Source organism: Paenibacillus sp. USHLN196, assembly GCF_037144955.1.
In the GTDB taxonomy this organism is placed as follows: domain Bacteria; phylum Bacillota; class Bacilli; order Paenibacillales; family Paenibacillaceae; genus Paenibacillus; species Paenibacillus xylanexedens_C.
Window position 1 is genome coordinate 113,735 of record NZ_JBBCYH010000001.1, and the last position, 26,146, is coordinate 139,880.

The 26,146-nt window shown below is 44.4% G+C and carries 19 protein-coding genes; 14 read left to right on the plus strand and 5 right to left on the minus strand.

The annotated features are described in order from the left end of the window. Nucleotides 1-134: 134 nt before the first annotated feature. The 3 genes from WFI24_RS00495 (at nt 135) to WFI24_RS00505 (ending at nt 4,582) form a co-directional block, all read left to right on the plus strand. Complete coding sequence (locus WFI24_RS00495) at nt 135-1,820, plus strand: hypothetical protein (protein ID WP_336757940.1); 1,686 nt, start codon at nt 135-137, stop codon at nt 1,818-1,820. Nucleotides 1,821-1,891: 71 nt separating this feature from the next. Next, the gene (locus tag WFI24_RS00500) at nt 1,892-3,610 is read left to right on the plus strand and encodes a discoidin domain-containing protein (RefSeq protein WP_336757941.1); all 1,719 of its coding nucleotides are present in this window, start codon (nt 1,892-1,894) and stop codon (nt 3,608-3,610) included. Between the two features lie 30 nt (nt 3,611-3,640). Next, entirely contained in the window at nt 3,641-4,582 is a 942-nt protein-coding gene (locus WFI24_RS00505; protein WP_336757942.1) for a family 43 glycosylhydrolase, read from the plus strand. A gap of 66 nt (nt 4,583-4,648) precedes the next feature. Here WFI24_RS00505 and WFI24_RS00510 read toward each other — a convergent pair whose 3' ends face one another. The 3 genes from WFI24_RS00510 to pdxR form a co-directional block, all read right to left on the minus strand. Continuing rightward, nucleotides 4,649-5,176: a DinB family protein gene (locus tag WFI24_RS00510; RefSeq protein ID WP_336757943.1), complete on the minus strand. Its 528-nt coding sequence runs from the start codon at nt 5,174-5,176 to the stop codon at nt 4,649-4,651. 151 nt (nt 5,177-5,327) lie between these two features. Next, nucleotides 5,328-7,349: an ATP-dependent DNA helicase gene (locus WFI24_RS00515; RefSeq protein WP_336757945.1), complete on the minus strand. Its 2,022-nt coding sequence runs from the start codon at nt 7,347-7,349 to the stop codon at nt 5,328-5,330. A 59-nt stretch (nt 7,350-7,408) separates the two neighbouring features. Next, nucleotides 7,409-8,899 carry a MocR-like pyridoxine biosynthesis transcription factor PdxR gene (gene pdxR, locus WFI24_RS00520; RefSeq protein ID WP_336757946.1) on the minus strand — a complete coding sequence of 497 codons (1,491 nt, stop codon included), beginning with the start codon at nt 8,897-8,899 and terminating at the stop codon, nt 7,409-7,411. Nucleotides 8,900-9,046: 147 nt separating this feature from the next. Here pdxR and pdxS point away from each other — a divergent pair, with 147 nt between their 5' ends. From pdxS to WFI24_RS00560, 8 genes are all read left to right on the plus strand, one after another. Beyond that, entirely contained in the window at nt 9,047-9,931 is an 885-nt protein-coding gene (gene pdxS / locus WFI24_RS00525; RefSeq protein ID WP_200869424.1) for a pyridoxal 5'-phosphate synthase lyase subunit PdxS, read from the plus strand. Nucleotides 9,932-10,136: 205 nt separating this feature from the next. Continuing rightward, nucleotides 10,137-12,596 carry a GH39 family glycosyl hydrolase gene (locus tag WFI24_RS00530; RefSeq protein ID WP_336757947.1) on the plus strand — a complete coding sequence of 820 codons (2,460 nt, stop codon included), beginning with the start codon at nt 10,137-10,139 and terminating at the stop codon, nt 12,594-12,596. Nucleotides 12,597-12,798: 202 nt separating this feature from the next. After that, nucleotides 12,799-14,031, plus strand: coding sequence for a PTS sugar transporter subunit IIC (locus WFI24_RS00535; RefSeq protein ID WP_336757948.1), 1,233 nt, complete (start codon nt 12,799-12,801; stop codon nt 14,029-14,031). A 19-nt stretch (nt 14,032-14,050) separates the two neighbouring features. Next, nucleotides 14,051-16,324 (plus strand): beta-glucosidase family protein, encoded by a 2,274-nt coding sequence (locus WFI24_RS00540; protein WP_336757949.1) that lies wholly within the window; start codon nt 14,051-14,053, stop codon nt 16,322-16,324. Between the two features lie 190 nt (nt 16,325-16,514). Then, complete coding sequence (locus WFI24_RS00545) at nt 16,515-17,597, plus strand: ABC transporter substrate-binding protein (RefSeq protein ID WP_336757950.1); 1,083 nt, start codon at nt 16,515-16,517, stop codon at nt 17,595-17,597. A gap of 165 nt (nt 17,598-17,762) precedes the next feature. After that, nucleotides 17,763-18,611 (plus strand): copper amine oxidase N-terminal domain-containing protein, encoded by an 849-nt coding sequence (locus tag WFI24_RS00550; RefSeq protein WP_336758744.1) that lies wholly within the window; start codon nt 17,763-17,765, stop codon nt 18,609-18,611. Between the two features lie 355 nt (nt 18,612-18,966). Beyond that, nucleotides 18,967-19,626 (plus strand): TetR/AcrR family transcriptional regulator, encoded by a 660-nt coding sequence (locus WFI24_RS00555; RefSeq protein WP_336757951.1) that lies wholly within the window; start codon nt 18,967-18,969, stop codon nt 19,624-19,626. Beyond that, nucleotides 19,623-20,759 (plus strand): alpha/beta hydrolase, encoded by a 1,137-nt coding sequence (locus tag WFI24_RS00560; protein ID WP_336757953.1) that lies wholly within the window; start codon nt 19,623-19,625, stop codon nt 20,757-20,759. Before WFI24_RS00555 ends, WFI24_RS00560 begins: the two co-directional genes overlap by 4 nt. Before the next feature lie 136 nt (nt 20,760-20,895). On the opposite strand, the gene WFI24_RS00565 is transcribed toward WFI24_RS00560, so the two are convergent. Together WFI24_RS00565 and WFI24_RS00570 are read right to left on the minus strand one after the other, a co-directional pair. After that, nucleotides 20,896-21,234: a cupin domain-containing protein gene (locus WFI24_RS00565; protein WP_336757955.1), complete on the minus strand. Its 339-nt coding sequence runs from the start codon at nt 21,232-21,234 to the stop codon at nt 20,896-20,898. Nucleotides 21,235-21,313: 79 nt separating this feature from the next. After that, a complete protein-coding gene (locus WFI24_RS00570) occupies nt 21,314-22,141 on the minus strand; it encodes an AraC family transcriptional regulator (protein WP_336757956.1) in 828 nt (275 codons plus the stop codon). A 202-nt stretch (nt 22,142-22,343) separates the two neighbouring features. Between WFI24_RS00570 and WFI24_RS00575 the strand changes: the two genes are divergently transcribed. The 3 genes from WFI24_RS00575 to WFI24_RS00585 all read left to right on the plus strand — a co-directional run bounded on the left by WFI24_RS00575 (nt 22,344) and on the right by WFI24_RS00585 (nt 26,141). Next, on the plus strand, nt 22,344-23,813 hold the full coding sequence (locus WFI24_RS00575) for a sensor histidine kinase (RefSeq protein ID WP_336757957.1): 1,470 nt from the start codon (nt 22,344-22,346) through the stop codon (nt 23,811-23,813). A 7-nt stretch (nt 23,814-23,820) separates the two neighbouring features. After that, nucleotides 23,821-24,513: a response regulator transcription factor gene (locus tag WFI24_RS00580; RefSeq protein WP_237175289.1), complete on the plus strand. Its 693-nt coding sequence runs from the start codon at nt 23,821-23,823 to the stop codon at nt 24,511-24,513. Nucleotides 24,514-24,632: 119 nt separating this feature from the next. Then, complete coding sequence (locus WFI24_RS00585) at nt 24,633-26,141, plus strand: S-layer homology domain-containing protein (RefSeq protein ID WP_336757958.1); 1,509 nt, start codon at nt 24,633-24,635, stop codon at nt 26,139-26,141. Nucleotides 26,142-26,146: the final 5 nt, after the last annotated feature.

Below are 26,146 nucleotides of genomic sequence, written 5' to 3' on the forward strand. Positions count from 1 at the left end.
TATAAGTTCAACTAAAATTTACACGATAACAGCGATCGGAAGGTTGTTCTGTCATCGAAGTGCCAGTGTAAATATGCAATTAGTTGAACTTATATAGAAAACAAATTGAGTATGAGTGAAGGGGGCATGTTTCCATGAAGAAAAGAACTGATTTATGGAAAATGGTAAGTATGGTTATGGTATCGGCTGTTCTTGTGGTTGGCTGCAGCAAGGGGGAGAGTGCTTCCGAGACCGCACCAGCATCGGTGCTCAAGGATGGGAAATATGATCCGCCGTTTACGATCACGATCGCCAAACAACAGGATGAGAATGCTGGAAAATACATCAATGGTGAGACGTTGAATGACAATGTATTGACCCGTTGGGGCGAACAAAACCTGGGTATCAAAATACAAACCACCCTGCTGGGAGGTGATGCTTCACAATATAATACCAAGCTGCGGCTGGCACTGACGGGATCAGAGAAACTACCAGATGTTCTGCCCGTGTATGACACCATGCTGGTCAACGATCTGATCGATTCGGGACAGGTCAAAGAAATTACGGAAGACATCTCAACCTACATGCCTGATCGGATTAAAGACATATACAAACAATACCCAACGACCTTCAATCCAGTGGTTAGGGAAGGCAAGGTTTACGGGATGGCAATCGCGCCCAATCTGACGGAGGGCGAAGTCATGCTGATCCGCCAGGACTGGTTGGACAAATTAAATATGAAAGCGCCAACAACAATTGAAGAGTTTGAGCAAGTCATCGCGGCGTTCACCAATGAGGACCCGGACGGGAACGGCAAGCAAGACACATATGGTTTTACATTTTCGGGTAAAGATTCCTACAATACGGGCTGGGTTAGCGATCCGGTCATGATTTTCAGCGCATACACGGGCAAGCACCTTCCAAGACAATGGCATAACGACAACGGCAAACTCACCTATGGATCTGTGGCTGATGGCAACAAAGAGGCACTGGCCAAGTTGCGCGATTGGTATGCAAAAGGGTATTTGAACAAAGAATTGGCCACTCAAGGGGCCTGGGACGCACTGTCCGATTTTACGGAGGGGAAAGCAGGCATCATCATTGGTCGTCCTTGGCTTTACGACAGTGTGAAAGACGTGGAGAAAAATGTGGATGGTGCAAAAATTAGTGCTTATCCGACCATTCAAGGTGTGAACGGTGATAAGACTTACCAATCCGCCCAGTTGAACGACGGTGTGTTCATGTTTAACAAGGACTTTCAGAACATGGAAGCTTTCTTCCTGTACTACGATAAAATGTACGACGCAGCGTTCAGCACGGGAGAGTTCAAATACGGCTACGCTCAAGGATACGATTACGATATCGTTAACGATGAAGTCACTTTTGATCCAACGAAATTTAATACGCCATTAGAGGCCGTGCAAGGCGTTGGGAAAATGGCATTTACCAAAAATACACCGAGTGTTGATGGTCCCGGCCAATCCTACTACGATCTGGCGAATGGAGTTAAAGCCGACACGGGTGTCCTCATTCAGAGCGCCTCGAAGGATCAAACGACGCAGGACGGATATCGGATTTCGTATGAAAACAGGGATGTCTTGCTGCCAAATGAGTTTAACGGTCCACCAACGCCGACGATGCAAAATGTGTGGGAACAGTTGACCACCATGGAACAAGAGACGTTCACCAAAATCATATATGGCAATGAGCCGCTTGAAGCATTTGATACCTTTGTGAAACAGTGGCATGAAAAAGGCGGAGACACCGTGATCGAAGAAGTTAACGAATGGTACAACCAAGCCAGCGAGACGGATGTAATGACACTGATGAATTTGAAATAAAGTCTAGTTTCACCTGAACCAGCCTTCCGGCAACAGGAAGGTTGGTCTTCTAAAAAAGGAGATGATGAGACATGATCAAAGGTAAATCGTGGATGGCTATCGCCATTGCATTGATGTTGTTAACACTTCAATTAACGTCCTCAGCTCAGACCGTTCACGCTGCCGCTGGCGAAGAGACCCACATTGCTGCAACACTGTTTGTATTGAAGAACGAATCCGAAGTATCCAATGCCAAAATCCATTGGGCACCTGTAGCGGGAGCCACAGCATACGAGTTGTACAGATCCGAGAACAATGCGCCCTATACTTTATTACAGACCTTAACCGGTATAACGACGGACGATTATGACCTCAACATAGGTAGCACGTACAAATACCAAGTGAAAGCATATGGAGGAACTTCCTTAATTGCCTCCGCTGTCTCACCAGAATATACCCCTTACACTCTTCCAGAAAACCTCACAACTTTTGATAATACAACGCAATCAACGCTCATGCTTCCGAATGAACTAAAAGTGGGGGATACCTACTACAGATTCAATTTTGTACAAAAATCATCAGGCGGTTTTGGTGAAATGATTCAACAGACATCAACGGATGATATCACTTACGGTAACGACAAAGTGGTTCTTTCCTACACGGATCATCCCGATCTGGCGAATTCTAAATTTGAGGGGATTAATATCCTATACCATGCGTCCACGAACAAATTCGTTTTTTGGGCTCACTATGAAAACAGTACAGACTATACACTTGCCAGAGTATCCGTGGCTTCAGCCACGCCTGGAGAAGACTTTACATTTCACAAAAGCTTTCGACCGGAAGGAAACGAGTCCAGAGATATCTCCATTTTCAAAGATGATGATGATTCGGCGTATCTGATCTCTACGGCCAATAATAATTCGGACACCATCTTATATAAGTTAACCTCCGATTGGCTAGATGTAGATCATCAAGTTTCAGTTATTTACCAAAATCAACACAGGGAACTGCCCAAAATGATCAAAAAAGATGGCATTTATTACTTGTTCTCTTCCCAAGCGGCAGGTTGGTATCCGAGCATACCCTTGTATTCTTCAGCAACAAGCATAGACGGCGATTGGTCTGAATTACGGACGATTGGCAACACGTCAACCTTCTCGGCGCAGTCGGGTTCCGTCATGCGTGTGAAGCCAAACACGGGCAACAACGTGGTTATGGTTGCATATCGCTGGATGTTCGGCTGGGCAGGTACGCAAAATGGAACAACGGAGGAACGACTGCTTCCCGTTTGGTTCTCCGATGGTTACGCATTTTATGATTATTTTGATCAAGTCCTGTACAACACAAGTGATGATGTTGTCGTTCCCGTTCAGAATGGAAAACTGCTGTCGCAAGGTAAACCTGCAACAGCGCAAACGGCTACCGGAACGAACCTGGCAAGTTATGCTAATGATGGTAACTATCAAACCGAATGGATCGGCACAGGCAGTTCCTGGCCACATTGGTGGAAGGTAGACCTCGGCTCCGTTCAACAATTGAATAATGTGCAAATCTCCTGGTGGATGCAAAAAGGCTCCGAAGGTTTTTACAAATACAAAATCGAGACCAGTACGGATAATGTGAACTGGACCGTGGCATTGGATCGAACCAATAATACATCTTACGGTTTCACATCAGATACGCTATCGAGCACTGCTGCCAGATACGTACGAATTAATATGCAAAATGCGGCACTTCATAACAATCCCAACAATTGGTATACGCCGAGACTATGGGAGGTGAAGGTATTTGGATCGGAGACCAATTAACGATGTTCCTAAAAGAAGAGAGGTAACGGTGTGAATAATCAACTAACCAATGGTGGCATCTGGAATGATTCAAGCGGTAATCCAATCCATGCTCATGGTGGACATATGTTATTCCATGACGACTATTATTACTGGTATGGCGAAGATCGGAGAGACGATATTTATGTGAGTTGTTACCGTTCCAAGGATCTATTCAACTGGGAGTTTCGGAATCATATCCTGACGACCTCTATGCCAGCTACACACATTCGAGTTCGGACGAATCTGGCATTAATGAACGCTAAAGGTGGAAAGGTAAATCTCGAACGTCCTAAAGTGCTTTTTAACGCGGTGACAAAAAAGTTCGTACTCTGGGTCCACTATGAGAATGGTGACAATTACAATGATGCCGCGTGCGCCATAGCCACCTCTGATTCTCCAGATAGCCATTTCGTTTATCATGGCAGCTTTAATCCGTATGGGTATATGTCACGTGACTGCACACTCTTTCAGGATGATGACGGTACGGCATATTTTATTTCAGCTGCCCGAGACAATGCGGATCTTCACATCTATCGCCTTCAAGAAGATTACCTTAATGTCGAAAGTCTTGTTGGGAAGTTGTGGCAGGGGGAATATCGAGAGGCGCCAGCCGTCTTTAAACGAAAAGGGAAGTACTATATGCTAAGCTCCTTTTGCACGGGTTGGGAACCCAATCAAGGAAAGTACGCGATTGCTGATACGATGGATGGACCCTGGGGAATGCTCAGCGATTTTGGCGATGAAACGACGTACCGAACGCAACCAGCATTTGTGCTGAAGCGATCGGAAGAGGAGTACCTATACTTTTCAGATCGCTGGAACGGATCGGATTATTTTCAGTCCAGCTATGTGGTACTGCCCATTGAATTCAATGGGGACATTCCGATTCTGAATGATTATTCCACGTTGTCTTTGAGAGAGGATGCACTTCTGATTCATTTTGATCGATAAATGGGCTGATGAGAAAAGACTTTGATCCTACAGAAAATGAAGGTTCAAAGTCTTTTTAAATGAATTTTATAATTGCACATCCAGCGAATAGTGATCGCGAAGTACTGATAAATGGTGGAGCTCATGTCCAGCCATAACAAATGCAATCGATCGAGCTGAAGCAGGATTCTCACTGACGATCCCTCTACAGAGCCAAGCTTCCCGCGTGAGGCGACGAAGCATAAGAATGGTTGAGCGGCGTGTGACGGCATATTCTTCGCTCAAATCGGCGAGGGTATACGTATTGAAAGGGTGGGTCTGCATAAGCACGTCCTGATCGTAGCCGGGATGATTCGCTTTGTCACCTCTGGCAATGCGAAGCAATCGGCTGCTCATGATGCGTTCGTTATCCAACAGGTGGCCGATGACCTCTTTTACGCTCCATTTGCCTTCGGCGTAACGATAATTTGCTTGCTCCTCTGTCAATGAAGAGAGCAAAGTATGTACGATGTTGGCTTGCAGCTCTAATCGTTCGATGATGTTCCCTTCAGGAACAAGCTGGATGTATCTTTCATAATAGACTGCATATTCCTCTGTAGTTGGTCTTTCAACCATGTAAATGCCTCCTTTGGGATTCGTAGCTCTGGAATATATTGTAGCATACATCTTACTTCCAGCATTGAAATTGGCTCTTCCGTTTGATGGGCGGAAGGGCTTTTTCATGTGATTTGATTTGAACAGTTACATGATTTGATTTGTACCATTTCTAATCCGTACGTCGTATCCGCTTATTTTGCACAAATTTCTCCACAACCGAAAAATCCTCCGTCACTTTTTTGAACGGCAACGTTTCCAGCACCTGTTCCCGGTAACTCTTCTTTGCAGCAGCGCTAAGACGGGAGTCAAGTATGCTGAGTATGCCAAGATCCGTTTCACTGCGGATCAAGCGTCCAGTTCCTTGGCGTAACCGCAGAAGCATATCCGGTACAAACACCTCCATAAACGAATTCTCTGTTACAGATGCCTTATATTCATAAACAGGATCCGAAGGAACAGGGAAGGGCAGACGGAAAATAATAACCTGTGACAGGTCAGAACCCTCGATATTCACGCCTTCCCAGAATACACCTGTACCCAGGAGTACACCTTTGCTTTTCCTGAATTCAGCGATAACACTGTCCTGGGAAGAACCCTCTTTTTGAACATGGAGTGCCCATGTATATTCATTAGCCCTTGAACTCAACTTCTTATGAATGTACTTCATGTCCTCTTTTGCTGAAAAAAGAACGATTGTTCTTCCCTGAGTTAGATTACAGAGTTGAACCACTTCGTTATAAGCTGCTTCAAGATAGTTTTCGCGCTGGTCATGGTCGTAATAGGGAACTTTGTTCGAAATGTACATCATGGCATGGTTGGTGTAGTCAAAAGGGGAGGGTTGGCGCTCTAGGAAATCTCCCTTATAACCGAGGGAGTGCGTCATATAAGAATATTGTTCCTCCAGCGTATCCCCGCCTTGGCACAACGTTGCTGATGTTAGGATTACAGGTACCTTGCCATTAAATAAAGTGTATTTCAGAAATTGGCTTATATCTTTGGGACAGATGCTGATCGTGGCTACTCCCTGGGGATTGCTCGCCCATAGGAGGTAGTTATCCTTTATTTTAGTCAAGACATTGATGAGGGTAATAAGACCGTTTATGGCTTCAAAAGCGTCATCTATCTCCCGCTCGTGGCGGGAGGTCAAAATGGAAAGGCGTAGACTGAGATCTTTTAAATCATTCGAGACCTGGTTCAACGGTATTCCTTTGATCTCTGACACTTTGATTCGGTCGTTATCCTGCTTGGCATGTTCGAGCAAATCCGCGTTAACCTGTTTGAAGATGCGCTCAGCGCAGTTTTTTATGAACTTGGATTGTGAGAAGAGACTTTTATCGCCGGACTGCTTCGTGAGAAACTGCACCGTGGTATCCAGAATGCGGCAGATTCCCCGATAAGTGAACTCAAGTGTTCTGGCATCGCGAACTTTTGCTTCCAGATTATGCGCTTCATCAATAACGATCAGAGCAGGCTGTTCCGAGATGATGCTCTTGGTTCCTTCTTTTTTCTTCATCAAATCTCGTATGAGCAGGTCCTGGTTCACGATAATAAAATCAATCTCGTGAGCTTTTGCATTCAATTTCGCTCTCATATCGTAAAACAAACATGCATTTTTATGATGACAACGTTCAAATTTGCAATCATTCACGGAAACGTTGGACCATTCGGCATCGCTAATTCCAGCTTTAATATCGGCTCTTTCATCAATTTCATAATCTAAAATGCGCTGGGCAAGGGTAGATACGGAGGAGTTAGCATCATCAAGACTGATCCATTCCGCTGCTCTACTTCGGCAGGCATACTGCCCCATGCCTTTTCCCACCACGGAGCGAACCGTTGAGAATCCCAACCGGCTACCAATAATCCTTAAATCTTTATGTATCTGTTCCGAGAGCTGAATGGAGGATGTCGCTATAATGACTGGTTTCTGAGACATTTGATTCGTGAGCAGACTTGGGATCAGATATCCAAAAGACTTACCAATTCCGACACCAGCTTCAATCATGGCATTATGTCCATGGATATAAGCATCGGCGATATCGAGAGACATTTCTTGCTGTCCGATCCGCTCTCTAAGGCCGATTCGGGGGAACCGGTCATATATTCGGAAGATGGCGTTAACCAAAGAACGTTCGATTTCCTTGTCCGGTTCCTGCTTATTCATTTTATAAAGTTCATTTAACCAATTCATAACGATCGCCCCTCTTCCGAATGATGATCTTTTTGTACTCACTTTGGAGACGATTTACCTCACAATGCAGTTGTAACGGCATTTTTTAATCTGGATACGCCTTCCTGTAATTGTTCATCTGACAAATGTGCAAAAGATAAATAGATACCATACTTCGTACCAACAGTCGTTGAACTGCTGACTTCTGAGTATACCACACCTTGTGACCTCGCCAATTCCCGAAAGGCCTCATAAGTGGTCACATTACCTCGCCACCAACCAAACACGTGTAGACCCGCTTCATTCTCCACCCAATCAAACCATGTAGAGAGGTGTTTGTTCAAAAGTTTGAGTAATAGATGGAATTTACGACTGTATAATCGATTCATTCTGCGCAGATGACGCTCATATTGACCACTTGTCATGAATGCAGCTAATGCCCGTTGTTCGATCAGGTTGACGGGTCTTGGCTCGTATAATGCCTGTGCCTTTCTAAAAGTGTCAGCCAAGGTAGGGGGGAGAACCACATAACCAAGTCGTACTTCTAAAGGCAAGGTTTTGGTAAAGCTGCCCAGGTAGATTACGCGGCCTGCTTTATCGAGTGTTTTCAGTGGTTCAACATGCATTCCGCGATATCGGAATTCACTATCATAATCATCCTCAACAATCATGGCATCATTTCGCTGTGCCCAGTCCAGCAGGGTTTGTCTGCGTTCCAGGCTGAGCATTTCACCAGTAGGAAATTGTCGTGACGGCGTGACAAACAACATACGTGCTTCCCAGTCTTGGGGCACAACGCCCTGACCATCGAGATTGGCTTCAATCAACTTTGCACCCGCAGCCAATATGGCTTTAGAAATCCCGACATAACAAGGACTCTCTGTCACGACATAATCCCCAGGATCTGCAAGTAATTGAGTGAGTAAAGCTATAGCTTGCATGGAGCCTGCAGTTACTGCAATATGATCCGGATCGACTTGAATGCCCCGCATCCTCCGAAGATAGGCAGCAATGGCTTCTCTCAATTTTGGATCCCCGGTTGAACTAACCATGGCAGAGGTTGTTTTCAGGTGATGCTCACGCTGCCTTATCTCTGCATACAATCGATTATTCCATTCATCGTAAGGAAACTTGGAGAAATCAGGTTGATATTTGCTAAAGTCGATCACTTCGTCGCTATTCATTCTGGAATCATGTGTATGAGCATTGGCTAGTGCATTTCTTTGAATCGACGGCTGTTCAAACTGCTGAATACGATTCCCCCAGGCGGATAAGTGATGCGTACAAGCTTTCTCGGTGGACGCATTATTGTTCAAATCCAACTGGTAAGCAACAAAGGTTCCTCTTCCATGCTCTGAATGAATGTAACCCTGAGCAGTCAATGTATCATAGACCTGATTCACGGTTCCTCTGGAAATGTGATACATCTGAGCTAACTCTCGAGTAGAGGGTAACTTCTCGCCATGTATAAGATTACCTTCATGAATTGCATCACGGATGGCATGATAGAGAGCCTTCATCTTGGTATATTTTCGGTTCAAATATGAACTGTAAGCTACATGAAATTGCATAGGACCTCCAGAGTTATCATTGAAGTGGTACAATAAAAACCAAAAATATTGGATCTTTTTATATGACCATTCTCATTCTATACTAAATCATAGATTAGAGCGATGCCTTTATTGAAAATCACCCAAAAGTTACTTAGGAGGACTACAATCATGCAAACAGGTACAGATCGTGTAAAAAGAGGAATGGCTGAGATGCAAAAAGGTGGCGTCATCATGGACGTTATGAATGCAGAGCAAGCTAAAATTGCTGAGGCGGCAGGGGCAACAGCTGTTATGGCTCTTGAGCGGGTACCCTCCGATATTCGCGCAGCCGGCGGTGTAGCTCGCATGGCAGATCCAACTATCGTTGAAGAGGTTATGAAGGTTGTATCTATCCCGGTTATGGCCAAAGCACGTATCGGTCATTACATAGAAGCCAAAGTGCTTGAATCCCTAGGTGTGGACTATCTCGATGAAAGTGAAGTTCTTACACCTGCAGACGAAGTGTTCCATATCGATAAACATGAGTTTACTGTACCATTTGTATGTGGAGCCAAAGATTTGGGAGAGGCTCTTCGCCGTATTGGCGAGGGTGCATCGATGATTCGTACAAAAGGTGAGCCTGGAACGGGCAACATTGTTGAGGCAGTTCGTCATATGCGTCTAATTAACAGCCAGCTCCGCAAAGTGCAAAACATGTCCAAAGACGAGCTGTACGCTGAAGCAAAAAATCTGGGTGTAGCTTATGAGCTGCTGCGCGAAGTTCATGAAAATGGAAAACTTCCTGTCGTTAACTTTGCAGCAGGCGGTGTAGCTACTCCGGCGGACGCAGCATTAATGATGCACCTGGGAGCAGACGGTGTGTTTGTAGGATCAGGTATTTTCAAATCCGATAGCCCTGAGAAATTCGCTCGTGCAATCGTTGAAGCTACAACACATTACACAGATTACAAACTGATTGCCGAAGTATCCAAAAACTTGGGCGCCCCGATGAAAGGGATCGAAATTTCCAAATTAGCTCCAGAAGAGCGCATGTCCAATCGCGGTTGGTAAGATAGCAGTGCATCAAGTTGAATAGGTAGTTTGAATATTTATATAGAAGAGCCGATCAATTGAACCTTAGTTGATCGGCTTTTTTGTTATTACTGTCTAGCTTGTTGATATCTTCAAAATGCTGTGCCTATAATAATCGGTATGAAGGAAGGTGCAGAAAATTCGCTATTTATATGAGTTTATTCAACATCAGGACGATCTGCCTATGAAACTCTTCGTGAACTCGGTAAAACATATTGATTTCCATTGGCATAAGGAAGTGGAAGTTGTATATGTTCTTCATGGTTCAATCATCATGTATCTGGACCAGCAGCAATATACATTGCACGAAGATGATTTGATTGTGGTTAACAGCATGTCCGTCCACAAGATTGAACGAACCAATCAGGACAATGTGTTATTAACATTGCAATTCGGTCCCGAGTTGATGAACAATAATGCGTTTATCTCCTGTAACTCTGCCTTGAATGTGGAGCAGGACGCTCCTCGCCTGCAAAGTATTAAACAATATCTTGCGCAGATGGTATGGGAGATCAACAAAAAAACGCCGGGTTATCAAAATTTCACAATGGGCAGATTACAGATGTTATGCGGCTGCCTGCAGAGGTATTTTTCCAGTGGAACAAATTCCGCATTGGAAGACGGTAGCAGGGATTATGACTATAAAAGACTGAACAGGGTCCTCACATATATTGATTTACACTACAATGAGAAGATTACGCTGCAGGATATGGCGCATTCCGAACATTTAAGTTTGCATTATTTCTCCCACTTCTTCACCGACAAAATCGGGATACCTTTCCAAAAGTATTTGACGCTCATTCGCTTGGAGAAGGCTCAGGCTCAGCTGGCAGCAAACGATAAAAATATTTCAGAGATCGCGCTGGATTGCGGATTTGCCAATGTGAAGCTGTTTAACAAATACTTCAAGGAAAAGTACGGCTGTACGCCCGGTTCCTATCGGGAAGCTTCGCGTACACCGGAACTCCATCAGTTGAATGTGAACCGCAAGCCCAAAACGTATGAGGAGTCTTCAAGCGGAGATTATTACGAGATGGAAACGTTGAATGCGATTGGCTCACTGTATCGATATCTGGATGCTAAGGTTGACGCCGATCAGGACACGCTCCCTGTACCGTCTGCACATCTGTCAGATCAAACTTATATTGAAATTCGTGCAGATCAGACGTCGTCTGTCTATGAAAAGCACTGGAATATGACCATGACAGCAGGGAGAGCCATTGAAGGTTTGCGTGAAGATTGGCGGAAGCAGTTCTCCGCGCTGAAGGGGAAAGTACCTTTTCAACATATTCGATTTCACGGTATCTTCAATGACGAGATGATGGTGTACAGCGAGAACGAGCAGGGCATCGCCCTCTATAACTGGTCTTATGTGGACAAGTTGTATGATTTCCTGCTGGATCAGGGCGTTCGGCCATTTGTGGAATTAAGCTTTATGCCGAGCCAGCTGGCGAGATCCAAAGAAACGCTGTTTTGGTGGAGGGGGAATATTAGCCCGCCATCCGACCCTGCCAAGTGGCAGGCGCTTGTTGGCGAATTCGTTCGCCATTGTTTAAATCGTTATGGTGCGGAAGAAGTGAGACGGTGGTATTTCGAAGTATGGAACGAGCCTGACCTGGCTGGTGTTTGTTGGGCAGGAAGCAAGGAAGAATACTTTGCTTTTTACGAATCGTCCGTTCATGCCATCAAATCGATTTTGCCGGAACTGAAGGTGGGGGGGCCAGCTATGGGTTACGGATCTCTCTGGAATGATACCTGGGCTGAGGAATTTTTGTCCTATTGCCGCAAGCGGGAAGTGGCTCTCGACTTTTTCTCGTTTCACATCTATTCGGAGTATCCCAAGCTAAAAGTTGAAGATGATCGTTTAACGCAGATCATGCCCCCTGCTTTTTATAAAGAGAGTATTGAGCTTATGCGGCAAAAAATGAATGCGTCATCGTACGGTCATGTTGAACTTCATGTCACCGAGTGGAACTTTTCGCTGTATGATCGGAATTTGCTGCACGATACCATGTTCATGGCTCCGTTTGTCATTTACCACACCATGAACACACTCGGTGACGTGAAAGCGATGGCTTTCTGGTCCTTTACCGATGTATTCGAAGAAAGTATCGTTCCCGCTTCTCCTTTCTACGGAGGTTTTGGCCTGATTAACCGCGATGGGCTAAAGAAACCCAGCTATTATGCATTTGAGCTTATGCAAAAGCTTGGGGATGAGCTGCTGGTCAAGGGAGACGGTTATGTCGGAACCCGAAAAAGGGATGGAAGCATGCAATTTTTGTTCTATCACTATGTTCACGTAGACCGGCTGTTTGCAAGTGGCGATTGGTCGGAATTATCCAGCTCAACCCGCTATGACGTATTTGAGGAAAAAGGCAGCAAAGCTTATGAACTTACCCTGAGCAATCTCGAGGGACCTTATAAATGCACCAGTTATCAACTGGATCGGGAGCATGGATCGGTATTTGATGAGTGGACCCGCATGGGATCGCCATATTCCTTGACGGAAGAAGAAATCGCCTATCTAAACGGCAGGAGTGGACCCGTGATGGGGACAGAGATGGTAAGAGATGAAAGTTGGCGCAGAGAGATTTTGCTTCCACCGCATGGGGTAATGCTGCTCATTTTGGATAGACAATATTAAAAAAAGTGCTCTTAAGACATCCTTTCAGTATTGAAGGGATGTTTTTTGTTGTTTATTTCTTGTTCAGGCAGGCAAGCTAGAACTGTAGCGATGGATTGGGCAAAAAACGAACCATGATGCGGCAAGTTTCAACAAGAAAGCGTTAACACAAATCGATATACTATGGTTGTGGCAACTTAGAGGAAGACAGGGGGAGTTTTGGATGAAGCGTTTCATGAAATGGATGACAGATTCGTTTGCGCCAAGATTGGAGGCGTTTACGAACAATATTTGGGTTGCTTCGATACAAGAAGCCATCATGGTCGCCATTCCGATGATTTTCATCGGTTCGATTATTACATTGATTTCGATTTTGCAGGATTTCATCCCGGGGATGCCTGACCTGACACCCATCACGACATTCAGTTTCGGTTTGCTGGGGTTGTTTATTGCTTTTCTGACGCCTTATGTGGTGATGGAAAAAAGAGAACGACATAAAATCAAGCTGCTGGCTGGAATGACAGGGATATCTCTGTTCGTGATGCTGCTTAACCCGACGGTAAACGAAGACGGTACCATCCAGTTCATCCTTGAACGATTTGGACCCTCGGGGATGATTACAGCACTCCTGGTAGGTGTATTTGTCGCTCTTGTAATGATCATGTGCAACAAATTTTCGTTCTTCAAAAAGGGGTCTTCACTTCCCGAATTCATCATGGACTGGTTCGATTTTCTCGTCCCGATCGCCCTGGTATTAACAACAGGATGGTTGCTTGTATACCAGCTTCATTTTGATATTTTTGGACTGATCGTGAACGTATTTGAGCCGATCAATGCCGTAGGGCAAAGTTTAACCGGATTTTTATTGTTCAATTTCATTGGTGTTGTACTGTATTCTTTCGGCGTAAGCCCGTGGGTCATGACACCGATCTGGTACGCGATCTGGATACCTGCAATCGAAGAAAATGCAGCTCTTGTGGCAGCGGGACAAGATCCCGTCAATATCAACACGTTTGAAACCTTTTTCTCCGGATGGTTGGGTATTGGAGGAATGGGAGCGACCTTGCCGTTAGTTGTTTGGTTCCTGATGGCACGTTCGAAAAAACTGAAATCTGTCGGCAAGGCGACTATTATCCCGTCCTTGTTCAACATTAATGAACCTGTCGTGTACGGAGCACCGATTGCCTTTAATCCATTACTCATGGTGCCGATGTGGATTAACGCACTTATCACGCCGGTGATTGTGTACTTGGCTCTCGACTGGGGTTGGGTACGGATCCCGAGCCAGATCTTCCAGCTATGGTATACACCGATCGGCTTGTCCACCTACATTATGTCCGGATTCAATGGGCTTATCTTGCTGGCGGTCGTCCTGGTGATTGTATTTATTGTTTGGTTTCCGTTTTTCAAACTATATGATGCACAGGAACTGAAGAAAGAACAGGAACAAAATTGATATCAGAAGGGTGAGTACTATGGATAAATCAATCAATGAATTGTTGTCGGCATTGACTCTGGCCGAGAAAGCTTCACTCTGCGCGGGATTAAACATGTGGATGACGAAAGGAATTGAGCGGTTAAACATTCCGCCAGTTCATATGTACGACGGGACTAATGGCATTCGTAAAACGAACAGTGACGAAGAAATGGGCATCACAACGGAAAATGTACCCGCCACCTGTTACCCTACGGGCTCAGCCATCGGTTCTTCGTGGAATACGGAATTGTTGCATGAGGTTGGTGTGGCACTGGGACAGGAATCGAAAACCATGGACGTCGAGCTGCTGCTTGGACCCGGTGTCAATATGAAAAGAACGCCGCTCGGCGGAAGAAACTTCGAATACTATTCGGAAGACCCATACTTGACGGGGGAACTTGGTGCGGCGTTTATAAACGGGATCCAAAGCGAAGGCGTGGGCGCTTCTGTCAAACACTTTGCAGGCAACAACCAGGAGTTCGAGAAAATGGTGACCAGTTCGGAAATCGACGAGCGGACGCTTCGCGAAATTTACCTGAGCGCCTTTGAACGGATTATTAAGAAATCCGACCCATGGACGGTCATGTGTTCCTATAATTTATTGAATGGAACATATACGAGTGAGAACGAACATTTGCTGCATGACATTTTGAGAGAAGAGTGGGGCTATGAAGGTGTAGTTCTATCCGACTGGACAGCTGTCAATGATCGGATACGCGGACTGAAGGCCGGGCTTGATCTGGAGATGCCGGGTCCCGCCAATTACAATACCAAAGCGATCATTGAAGCGGTTCAGAGCGGAAGCCTCTCCGAAGAACAGTTGGATCAAAGCGTGGGCCGGATTTTGAAGCTGGTTGAGCGGGTAACGGGCAAGAAAGATGCGGGTTCTTCTGAAGATGCGGATCACCATGCACTTGCTCGTAAAGCGGCTGCCGAAAGTATTGTTCTTCTGAAAAATGAGAACGCGATTCTTCCCCTGAAGCAGGAATCGGTGGCGTCCATTGCCGTGATTGGACGGTTTGCCAAGAAGCCTAGAATTCAGGGTGCAGGCAGTGCGAAGGTAACGCCTACAAGAGTCGATATTCCATGGAACGAGATTAAGAATCTGGCTGGCGATGCCATGACCATGAATTATGCAGAAGGGTACCCGGAGGATGACTCCATCAATGATGAGCTTATTAAGGAAAGCGTCTCATTAGCCATGAATTCCGATGTTGCTGTACTGTTTGTAGGCCAACCGGAATATGCGGAATCGGAGATGCATGATTTGAATGGGATTGACCTTCCCGAGCATCAAGTGAAATTGATTCTCGCGGTAGCCGCGGTTCAGCCCAAGTGCATTGTCGTGACGAGCAGCGGTTCCGCACTGGCGATGCGTCCATGGGTACAGCATGTACCTGGTGTAATTCATTCTTGGTTATCGGGTCAAGGCATGGGTAAAGTGATTGCAGATGTATTATTCGGACAAACGAATCCATCGGGCAAGCTGTCTGAGACATTCCCCGTTAAACTGTCGGACAACCCTTCACATATGCGAATTCGCGGAGAGAACGGCAAGCTGTATTATCGCGAAGGCCTGTTCGTGGGTTATCGATATTATGACCGGAAAGAACTGGCACCTCAATTCCCGTTTGGACACGGATTGTCTTACACATCATTTTCGTATACGGATCTGAAAGTGGCTCAGACCCATACCGGTGTTACGGTGTCCTTCCAATTGAAAAATACCGGAAAGCGCAAGGGGAAAGAAGTTGTTCAATTGTATGTTCACGATGAAGAGTGCACATGGACCCGTCCAGAGAAAGAATTGAAAGCTTTTGCCAAAGTTGAACTGGAGCCGGGTGAAAAACGCAAGGTTACTTTTGAACTGGAAGAGAGAGATTTCTCATATTACAACACCAAGTATAACCGTTGGGTGGCAGAGACCGGGTTTTTCCAAATTTCACTTGGCAGCTCGTCCAAAGATCTTCGAATTACGGAACGTCTGCATTGTGACTTTGGTAAGGAAGAAATCACGTTCCACAAATTCAGTCTGCTCAGTGAGTGGATGAGTGATCCTGCAGCGAAAAAGGAATTGGAGCATTGCCTGAATGAAATGAACGAGCACGTTACGGACAAGGTATATCTTAACGAGGAGTTTGTGGGATTCTGGGCAGATTTCCCGATGATCAAAGTATTCCAAATGTTCGGTCAACAATGGATGAACGAGCGTTCACCTGATGAAATTATTAATGAACTTATCGCCAAGGTTAATCAGGCACGAAATGAATAGTTAAGTAAAAGAAAAACCAAGTTCGATCCTAAACAAAGGACATGAACTTGGTTTCTTTTTATTTATCAGATGAATGATATTGATTATTGTTCTCATTTACACACTTCGACATTTACTGTATACTGACAATAGTTATTTTACATATGGGTCAAGAAGACAAGAGAGAATTCAAAAGGGAGAGATTATTTACATGTTGGTATCCGTTAAAAAAGGGATGTTTCTTTGTTTGATTACTGCAATGATTCTGGTGCTCGCAGCGTGTTCAAGTAACAATGGTGGCAGCGAAGATGCAAATGGCAGCTCACAGCAAGCTGCGGAGAGCAGTGCCACGAATGCAGCTACAAATGGGGAACAAACCGACGCAGACGCTTCAGCACCTGCTGAAACCACTTACCCGGTAACCGTTTCAAATTATACAACAGAGAACGGCACATGGGTGAAGAAGGATCAAACGTTTGACAAGGCACCTGAACGAGTAGTTGCCAATACCCAAGGTGCAGCCGAGCTGATGATTCGCCTTGGTTTGACAGACAAGCTTGTAGGTGTAGCTGCGTTGTTTGGTAGTGTACCTGACGATATTGCTGATGAATTCAAAAAAATCCCTGTGCTGGCTGAAGGCTATGTAGGTAAGGAAGTGACAATAGGCGCTTCGCCTGACTTGGTTGTAGGGCGTGGTGGATTGTTTGAGGATGCGGATTGGGGTGTTGGTACAGTAAGCAGCTTGAATGATATGGGGATTAAAACGTACGTACAAAGCACCAGTGTTCCTGATGCATCGTTAGATAGTCTGTATCAGGATATTACTGAATTAGGTGAAATATTCAACGTGCAAGCCAATGCAGCGGCATATATTGAGACGCTTAAAGCACGCGAGAATGCCTTGTCGGCCCGAGCTAGCGCTGAAACCATCAACTATGCATCTTTTTCGGATAATGGTGATGGAACGATTGGCATTTACAACGGAAATGGTGATACGTTTATTGAAAGTGCAATGTCATTAATCAATATGCATAATATGCTGATTAATGAAACCGGCACACTAAGTCTGGAGAAGTTAATCGAGATTAATCCGGATGCGATGATTATTTCGAGGTATGCTGGTGGCATTGATCCTGAACAGACGATTGAAAAGCTACTAGCCAACAAGCAGGTACAGAACATTAACGCAGTTAAAAACAAGAAAATCTACATTATTGATTTCAACAACTTCTGGGGTTACGGGGATTCCATCTTCACAGGTGTTGAAGGACTCGCTGATGATCTCGGGTTGTAATGAAGCCAAGAACAAAAACATAGTACCATTAAAAGTCGCTATTTTAGCGGCTTTTTTTGTTATCAGGGGCCAAATTCCTGTCTAAAGCTGATCAAACTTTTATTGGAATCTAACGTTACTATTGTAAGATCAAAAATTACATGAAGTGGGTGAGTCACTGTGAAAATGAAGCATTTGAAAAAAGTAGTAGTCGTTGCATTAGTGATGTCGGTGTTATTACCATTGGGGGCTCAAAAATCTGAAGCAGCATCCAAATACGTTGATTTGGAAATTCAGTGGGCAGACGGTCGTATTAACCATGTTGAGACGTTAATCAAGGATGGAGTCACTTACGGAAGTTTTTTCTCACTGGGTATTAAGGCAGGCCTAGTGTGGGGGATGGAAGATGATAATACGGCCGTACTGAAGAACAGTCAGAAGCATATTGTTGTGCACTTGGGAAGCAGCATTGCCGAAGTGGATGGTCAAAAAGTAGATATGGGCAGCGAACCTGTGCGGTATATTAGTCACCTTTATGTACCCATTAGATTTCTTGCATCTGCTATGGGCGGGGAAGTGACTCATCGAGATACGAAGACGAATAAGATAACCGTGACTGGGCTGAGCAATTATACCGATACTTTTTATGGTAGCAACATGGGTTACACCTATGTCATTCGCGCTGCAAAAGGAGATCTTGAGATTACGAATGCTTCTACTGGACAAAAGAGTTCAATTCCGTTAGGTATAAAGGACATTAATATAAATACTCATGATCTCAAGATAAATTTCAAGAGGAGTACCCAAAATCTACTTATTGTCATCATTGAACACACTAATCGAAAAACGGAAGACTACGATCTTTACACGTTGGTATTCAAAAACAAAGGTCTGATTCGCAAATCTATTGCTCACGGGGTAACGAGGCAGCATGAAATTTTGAATTCAGATAGTACCATTCAACTCATCGATGACAACAGTATACGTATTATCGAAGATGGAAGTGGTAAGGTGATTGAAGTGTTTCCTCGTTGAATAGATATCTGATCCGATATTCATGAATTACATCCCCTGACCAACTGAATAATAATACAAACATCTCAAAGAGCCGCTGATTAGAGTGATCAGCGGCTCTTGCATATTTCTTCCCAAATTTTTTCACAATCAAAAGTAGTTAGAATATCTTTTTGTAATCTAAATTTTATAAAACTGTAGCAACTCTTGCGTAAAAAACCAAACAACTCCATTCACTCATCTCGTAGAAGGGATAATGTTATATACACTGGTTTTAATTTTTTATAATCATATTAACCTTTTAATACGACTTGACTTGTGAATATATTATCAGTATAGTGTGAATCAGTTCACACTATACATTAAGGAGTAATCTATGCCAAAAAATACTTTCTTTCGTTTAGATGAAGCAAGGCGCGAGGAAATATCTAATAACGCTATGCATCTTTTTGTTGATAATCTCTACGAGGATATAACTATGAAGATGGTTTTGGATAGTTTGTCCATGCACCCCGGAACATTTTATCGGTATTTTGAAGACAAAGATGACCTGTATTGTCACTTAATACGTAATGTGACCCAGAAAAGAGCTGCATACTTCAGTAACAGTAATGAAGATTCCCTTTACAGCTATTTCCTTACTGGCTTATTTGGTAACGTTAATGGCATGGTGACCGAGCCACTGAATGAGTTGGAAATCAAACTCACTAAAACATTTTCATATATTCCTGAGGACATTTTGCTGAAAGTATATGTGAATGTGTTAAAGGGCGAGTCATTCCCCATGATCAAGGACATTTTACGCCGAATGAGGGTTGATGGATATCTCCGACCGGATGTTGACGACGACCTGATTTCTTTTATGTTTGAGTCAATGCAGCTTAATTTAATCTTGTTTTTTAGAGAATTCGATATTAAGGACTCTAAGCTGCAACATAAGATCAGCAAGTACTTTGCTGAATTTATGGGCCATGGGCTGCTTGAAGATCATAAATATTCTGAAGTGGTTAGCGATCTCAAGGGGGAAAGAAAATGAAAACCTATGACGTATTTCCAGAACCAATTGGCGCCTATACTGTCGGTCGAACCCAGATGGATTTTGAGTACACGGCATCAGATGACTCCAAAAGAGAACTGACCGCTTTTGTGTACTATCCGTCCGACAGTAGCGAAGGTAAGACTACATCAACGTACATGTTTCCTGAAGTCTACGAGATGTTTAATGAGCAGCCACTTGTCACTGCGTTGAAGGATGTTTTTTCTATAGATATCAAGACCCAGTGTTACGACGACCTTGCTCTCTCCGGGAAGCAAAAGCGCTATCCAGTGTTATTCTATGTTTGCGGCGGGGGCGGTTCTCCAGAATGGGGTACAGTGCTCTGTACAGACTTGGCAAGCATGGGGTATGTTGTGGTAAGCATCGGCCATCAGAATAGCACGATGTATAAGCGTAAAGATGGACGCCTGTTTAATGTATCCAAGGATTTTTCGGATGTCATTACAGCGTTTGGTGAAAATCCGGAGATGCTGGCGTTGGCTGGTAAGATGGAGATGCGTCCTGACGATGAAACTGCCATTGAGATGTGCCGTAAGGTGCTTGCACTACCGATCCTTTCCAAGTTAACAGAGTATAGTGAATCACAGGCAGAAGATGTAAGGTATGTAGCCGATTATCTTTACAAACTGGACTCGGGAGAGCTGAATTCCATCTTTAAGGGCAGACTGTTGCTTGACATCGGCATGGGTATAGTCGGACATTCTTATGGAGGGCCTACCACGGCGATGGTTTGCCGGGATGACGACCGGTTCGCCTGCGGGATTGGCTTGGATAGCGGAGCGTTTGGCCTTCTTGACAGCGATCTTAAGAAACCCTTCTTACTCCTATTTTGTGAACCTAACTATAATATGAATGCGATTATTGGCGCTAACAATAGCATGGAAACCTATTATTACTCAGTTGATCGTGTTGCACATTTGGATTACTGTGACATCGTGTTTACCAGTGTTAATGAGGAACACAGAGGCGAACGGGATGCTATGGAGATGCGAAATCTTATTACAGACTATGCGAAGAACTTTTTTGATCATTACATACTGCAGAAGACAGCAAGTGTGGAAATTCTGGCATACGATGGTGTGGAATTGATCAGGAAGACCAGCAACAAGTGACATAACCGAGAGATTGCTGATTAATGCATGTCAAAGAGCTAGCCGTATAGACGCAGAGCCGATAACCCTATTACGCGGTTATCGGCTCTCTGACTCTGATATTGCAAATTGACATCCTGGTTCCAATAACTGATGCTTATTCGACCTTAGTCCCGCCAATGTTTACTTCGCTTCCAGGCTCCATTAACATGATATGACATTCCTTTTCAGCGGAAGGCTTGATCTCGACTCCCTTGGGGACAATATACATCTCGCCCTTGGAAATCCTCACTTGCCCATCACGAAAATCAATTATCATTTCCCCTTCGAGCACAAAAAATAACTTGTCGGTCTCCTCATGAACATGCCACTCAAAATCTCCAGCAATCTTAACGATCTTAAATTGATAGTCATTCATTTCACCAATGAGTTTGGGAGACCAAAGATCGTTTAATTTCGAAAATTCCTCATTTAATTGAATAGCTTGATAGTGCATCGTCATTCCTCCTGTGTATTAATCCTTTATGTTCAGTATACTGATCTAAGCTTTTGTACAACATGGATGCCTATTGAAATCAGGATGGATTATTGATGAACTTCAGACGATACTCCGTAGGAGAAATACCACATTGTTTCTTAAACACTCTGCTAAAATAAAAGGGGTCAGCAATGCCGACGGTTTCAGCAATCTGTTGTACAGACGCATCACTTGCCAATAGCATTTGTTGTGCTATTTTTATACGATATTTCAATACATATTCTGCTGGACCCATACCTGCATGTCTTCTAAACACATAGGAAAGTCGATTTCGATTAATGTTATTTTGTTCTGCAAGCGATGAGACAGTCAGACTTTGATCATAGTATTCTTGAATATAAGCAGAGACTCGTTCAAACAAAGCATCTGATTCACAACTATTTTGCCTATGATCAACACATGTTAAAGTCTCATTCAGTACATCGCGAAACAGCATCTCGGTCTGAAACCTTGAAATACCTCCACGCTGGTTATACACATGCCAAAGACGCGTAACTAATTCGATCAGACGAGGGGATTGGCCCGTTGATAATTCAAAATGCTGATGAGAAAAACTTGACTCTTCCAGATCTGAACTACATATTCGGTATAAAACGAGGATGTATTCCCATTCCGATCTATTAGACACAGTTTGGTCCAGTTTCATTTTGGCCCCCCCGTGTACTACTTTTCCTGGCGAAAAGATATATGGCGTACCATCAAATTGAAATTGCGTTTCTCCTGTAAGTGGGAACACAAATCCAGGAAAAGAATCGGTATAGTCAGCCTGGGGAACCCCTGGATTTCTAGCATATCGATATACTCCTTCTACTTGAAAAGGAATGTGTGCAAAATGCGCTGCTAACTGATTAACGTCTACGTTCACATTTCGTACCTCATTTCAATAATGTTTGTCGGTGATTCTGAGATCAATCGTTGTGCACCTTCTCCAACATTATTGATAACGATTATCACTGTCAACATATATAATGAAAAAGAAAGCTCTTTTTTACATATGGGCAATAGAATCCATCTTGTGTTAACATGTGCACTAACTAATCCAATTGATTGCTTGAGAAGGGGAACCCATGTCAATTCGAATAAAAATGCTGCTGTCCTTCACTGGTATGCTCGTCATAAGTCTGCTGTTCATCCTCCTTACGGCAAGTCTGTATACGATTGCGGCCACAGGGGATCTGCAGAGTTTCCGCGATATATACAAGGTACATTATCAGATCAACCCCCTGACTGAACAGGGAGAATCGATCTTTCAAGAGATGAAGTTTCTGGCCAAAAATGACCCGGACGACCTGCAGAACAAGGTTTTGCTGCGTGAATATGACATGAAGCTTCGAGCCGAGAAGTCAGGGCTCTACGTCAGACGGGAGAATAGCCAGATCTTCGAATCGCTGACTTTCAACCAGCCAGAACTGAAGCAAGCACTGCCTGCCTATGATCTTAACAATTATCAGATTCGGAGCACCTTCAATATTGGTGAGCGATTTTACGCATATGCGAAATTTGATTTTCAATATTCAGACGGGGAACGGGGGAGTATCTTTGTCATTCGTGAGAGAAGCCCCTTTGCGGAGCTTACTCGCAAGCTGCTACCTGTGATGTCAATCCTGCTTATCGGTGTCCTTATCATTGCGAATCTGCTCTTGTTCCGCTGGATCACGCGCAGCTTCATTAAACCCTTGAATCAACTTCGAAGTTCAGCCGAGCATATTAAGGACGGCAATCTATCCTTTAAGCTTCAGCTAAACTCCAATGACGAGGTTGGTCAACTCAGCGAAGCATTTGAGAGCATGCGGAATCAATTACAGCTCTCCTATGCGTTACGTCAGCAGGACGAAGTGAACCGCAAAGAGCTTATCTCCAACATTTCGCATGATCTCCGTACGCCGATTACCAATATCAAAGGGTACATTGAGGGTATTCGTGACGGCGTGGCTAATACTCCGGAGAAAATGGAGAGTTACGTTAATATCATTCACTCCAAAGCAGTTAGCATGGATAAGCTGGTGGATGAACTGTTTTTGTATTCTAAGCTCGACTTGAACCAAGAACCTTTCCTGTTTAAAACAGTTGATCTCGCTGATTTCCTTGAAGATAGCATTGAAGAGCTGAGATATGATCTGGAGGATAAAGGTGTTGCCCTGGATTGGAATAACCAGGTGTCTGGTCCCGCCATGGCTGCTGTGGATCCGGAGAAGTTAAAACGTACCGTTGTTAATGTGGTGGATAATGCACTCAAATACATGGAGAATGAACATAAACGATTCGAGATTACACTTCAAGCGGATGAAAAATGGATTACGATGGCGTTTAAAGATAATGGCAGGGGAATACCTGAAGAGGCACTGCCTTATATATTTGAACGCTTCTATCGTGCAGAACAATCCCGGAATTCCTCAACGGGCGGAAGTGGGCTCGGGCTGGCAATTGCCCGCCAAATCATTGATGGACATGGGGGCTTCATCTGGGCTGAAAGCCAGCCCAACGATGGCACGAGCATATATATCAAACTGAAACGGCTGAATGAAGAGAGGAACTAATAAAGTTATGGCAAATATTTTGATCATTGAAGATGAAACAACGATTGCGGAACTGGAACGGGATTATTTTGAGCTCAACGGATTTTCTGTGGATCTCTGCCATACTGGAGATGAAGGTCTGAAACAGGCACTGGAGGGGGACTATCATCTGATTATTGTTGATCTGATGCTTCCGGGACTTGACGGCTTCGAATGTTGCAGGCGCATTCGTGAGGTGAAGGAAGTGCCCATCCTTGTCGTTTCAGCGAAAAAGGAAGAAATCGATAAGATCAGGACATTCAATCTGGGAGTCGATGACTTTATTACAAAACCGTTCAGCCCAAGTGAATTGGTTGCGCGAGCTAAGGCTCATTTGACCCGATACGAGAGACTACTTGGCAAAAACAAACCGGCTGAGCAGGATGAAATCCACATTCGCGGGCTTCACATTGATAAAGGTTCACGCCGCGTTTTTGTTAATGGAGAAGAGGTGGCGATTACCACCAAGGAATTTGAGTTACTTGTATTTCTTGCGAGTCATCCCAATCGTGTATTCAGCAAATCAGATCTGTTCGAGCGCATCTGGGGCATGGATTCCACCGGAGACATTGCAACGGTTACCGTCCATATTCGCAAACTGCGCGGGAAGCTGGAGACAGACCCCAAAAATCCGGAGTATATCGAAACCGTCTGGGGAGCGGGTTACCGGTTTACTGCATAAGTTTCGTGAAAATTTAGAGCCAGTTTATATTTTGTTAATAACTTCGTCCTTGGGAGTTTCTTTTTGTCCTCTATTCTATAGATACAGGCAACTACAACCTATAGAGGAGGAATTCAACCATGAATTCTACAACCCGCAAAATCGCTACATTTCTAACCATAACTGCATTAGGTACAGCAGTGTTCCCGCTAACTGCGAATCAAGTACATGCAGCTACATACGTTGCTAACATTGCGTCAACAACCACACAGCTTACCCAACAACAGATTGAAGCTGCTATCAAGGATCTGAATAGCTTGGGGATTATGAACGGGTATGCAGATCAATCCATGGGTGAACATCGAGCAATTACCCGTGCGGAGTTAGCATCACTAGTTTTCAAAACGTTTAATTTGGAGAGCAAGACGGGAGAAATCGTAGAATTAACGGATGTCAATCCCAATGCATGGTATGCACCATATGCGTCAAAGCTTGTTGAACTTAGCATCATGCAGGCTAACGATGGACAATTCAATCCGCAAACTCAAGTGTCGGATGCTGAACTGGAACAGGTCGTATCCAAAGCGATGCAGCGTGATGTAAAGTCCGTTCACCATTGGATGAGCGAGTTCTACTCCGAGAACGGTTCAGCAACACGTGGCGAAACAGCAGTGCTGTTGCAAACTGCACACCAAGCTATTCCTTCGGAGCAAGCTCAAATCAAGAGCGTTAGATCTCTGAATGCCATTACGTTAATCGTCACATTCGACAAGCCGCTGACAGCAGCGGATGAGGTTTTTGCCAAAGCACAAACGGACTTTGCGTTTAGTGGTGGGCTGACGTTAACTAATATGCCCCGCTTGAAAACAGGGTCGATTGCGACATACATCGTTCCAACGTCCGTACAAGATGCTGGTGAAGTGTACAGCCTGACTTACAAAGGCCAAGACGCTGGTTCCTTTGAAGGCAGTGGCACAAAAATAAACATGACAACGGTTAGTCAAGTAACGAATGATACTTTCGAGATTGAAGCACTGCAAGTAAACGGTGTAGTGGATTATGGTTATATCATTTCGGCTTACAGCGGGGGTCGAGGAGCTAATGCATTCGTGCTGAATGATCAAGAGCAAGCAGGAGGCAAAACGTATCAAGTTATCTCTTCCATGCAGGCGAGACAAGTTGTAATTACGCCAGAAGGTGGCGAGCCTATCGTTGCCAGATATGTTCCGTTCACGCAATCTACAGATGGCAAACAAGAACCGAAGTTCCGTTTGCCTGAAGGACAAACGCTGAAATCAGGTGTCACATATACGGTTACTTCGGATTGGGCCAACATCGAAAATGCTTCATTTACGGCGAAATCGTTTGATGCACTTGTGGTTGCAAGTGCTCAATCAGTGAGCGAAACCTCCATTGAAGTTACGCTTGACCAGGATCCTGGGGATGAACTGTTCTCTGGTCGAAGTGTAACGTTAACTTCACCTAGCGGGGATGTTCTGACGGCCACTTATAAATATTCAAGTCGAAAAGGCGCGACGGGTATATTCGACCTAACAAATGATGGGAAGTTGACTCCGGGTACTGCGTATACAATAAACCCAGTGGGGGCTTGGAGTATGGCTTCTTCGGTCACCTTGACACTGGAGTAAAGGAG

Excerpts from the sequence above, each read along its gene's own strand:
- WFI24_RS00495 (WP_336757940.1), top strand. The coding sequence starts at position 135 with ATGAAGAAAAGAACTGATTTATGGAAAATGGTAAGTATGGTTATGGTA.
- WFI24_RS00500 (WP_336757941.1), top strand. The coding sequence starts at position 1,892 with ATGATCAAAGGTAAATCGTGGATGGCTATCGCCATTGCATTGATGTTG.
- WFI24_RS00510 (WP_336757943.1), bottom strand. The coding sequence starts at position 5,176 with ATGGTTGAAAGACCAACTACAGAGGAATATGCAGTCTATTATGAAAGA.
- WFI24_RS00515 (WP_336757945.1), bottom strand. The coding sequence starts at position 7,349 with ATGAATTGGTTAAATGAACTTTATAAAATGAATAAGCAGGAACCGGAC.
- pdxR (WP_336757946.1), bottom strand. The coding sequence starts at position 8,899 with ATGCAATTTCATGTAGCTTACAGTTCATATTTGAACCGAAAATATACC.
- WFI24_RS00530 (WP_336757947.1), top strand. The coding sequence starts at position 10,137 with ATGAAACTCTTCGTGAACTCGGTAAAACATATTGATTTCCATTGGCAT.
- WFI24_RS00535 (WP_336757948.1), top strand. The coding sequence starts at position 12,799 with ATGAAGCGTTTCATGAAATGGATGACAGATTCGTTTGCGCCAAGATTG.
- WFI24_RS00540 (WP_336757949.1), top strand. The coding sequence starts at position 14,051 with ATGGATAAATCAATCAATGAATTGTTGTCGGCATTGACTCTGGCCGAG.
- WFI24_RS00545 (WP_336757950.1), top strand. The coding sequence starts at position 16,515 with ATGTTGGTATCCGTTAAAAAAGGGATGTTTCTTTGTTTGATTACTGCA.
- WFI24_RS00550 (WP_336758744.1), top strand. The coding sequence starts at position 17,763 with ATGAAGCATTTGAAAAAAGTAGTAGTCGTTGCATTAGTGATGTCGGTG.
- WFI24_RS00555 (WP_336757951.1), top strand. The coding sequence starts at position 18,967 with ATGCCAAAAAATACTTTCTTTCGTTTAGATGAAGCAAGGCGCGAGGAA.
- WFI24_RS00560 (WP_336757953.1), top strand. The coding sequence starts at position 19,623 with ATGAAAACCTATGACGTATTTCCAGAACCAATTGGCGCCTATACTGTC.
- WFI24_RS00565 (WP_336757955.1), bottom strand. The coding sequence starts at position 21,234 with ATGCACTATCAAGCTATTCAATTAAATGAGGAATTTTCGAAATTAAAC.
- WFI24_RS00575 (WP_336757957.1), top strand. The coding sequence starts at position 22,344 with ATGTCAATTCGAATAAAAATGCTGCTGTCCTTCACTGGTATGCTCGTC.
- WFI24_RS00580 (WP_237175289.1), top strand. The coding sequence starts at position 23,821 with ATGGCAAATATTTTGATCATTGAAGATGAAACAACGATTGCGGAACTG.
- WFI24_RS00585 (WP_336757958.1), top strand. The coding sequence starts at position 24,633 with ATGAATTCTACAACCCGCAAAATCGCTACATTTCTAACCATAACTGCA.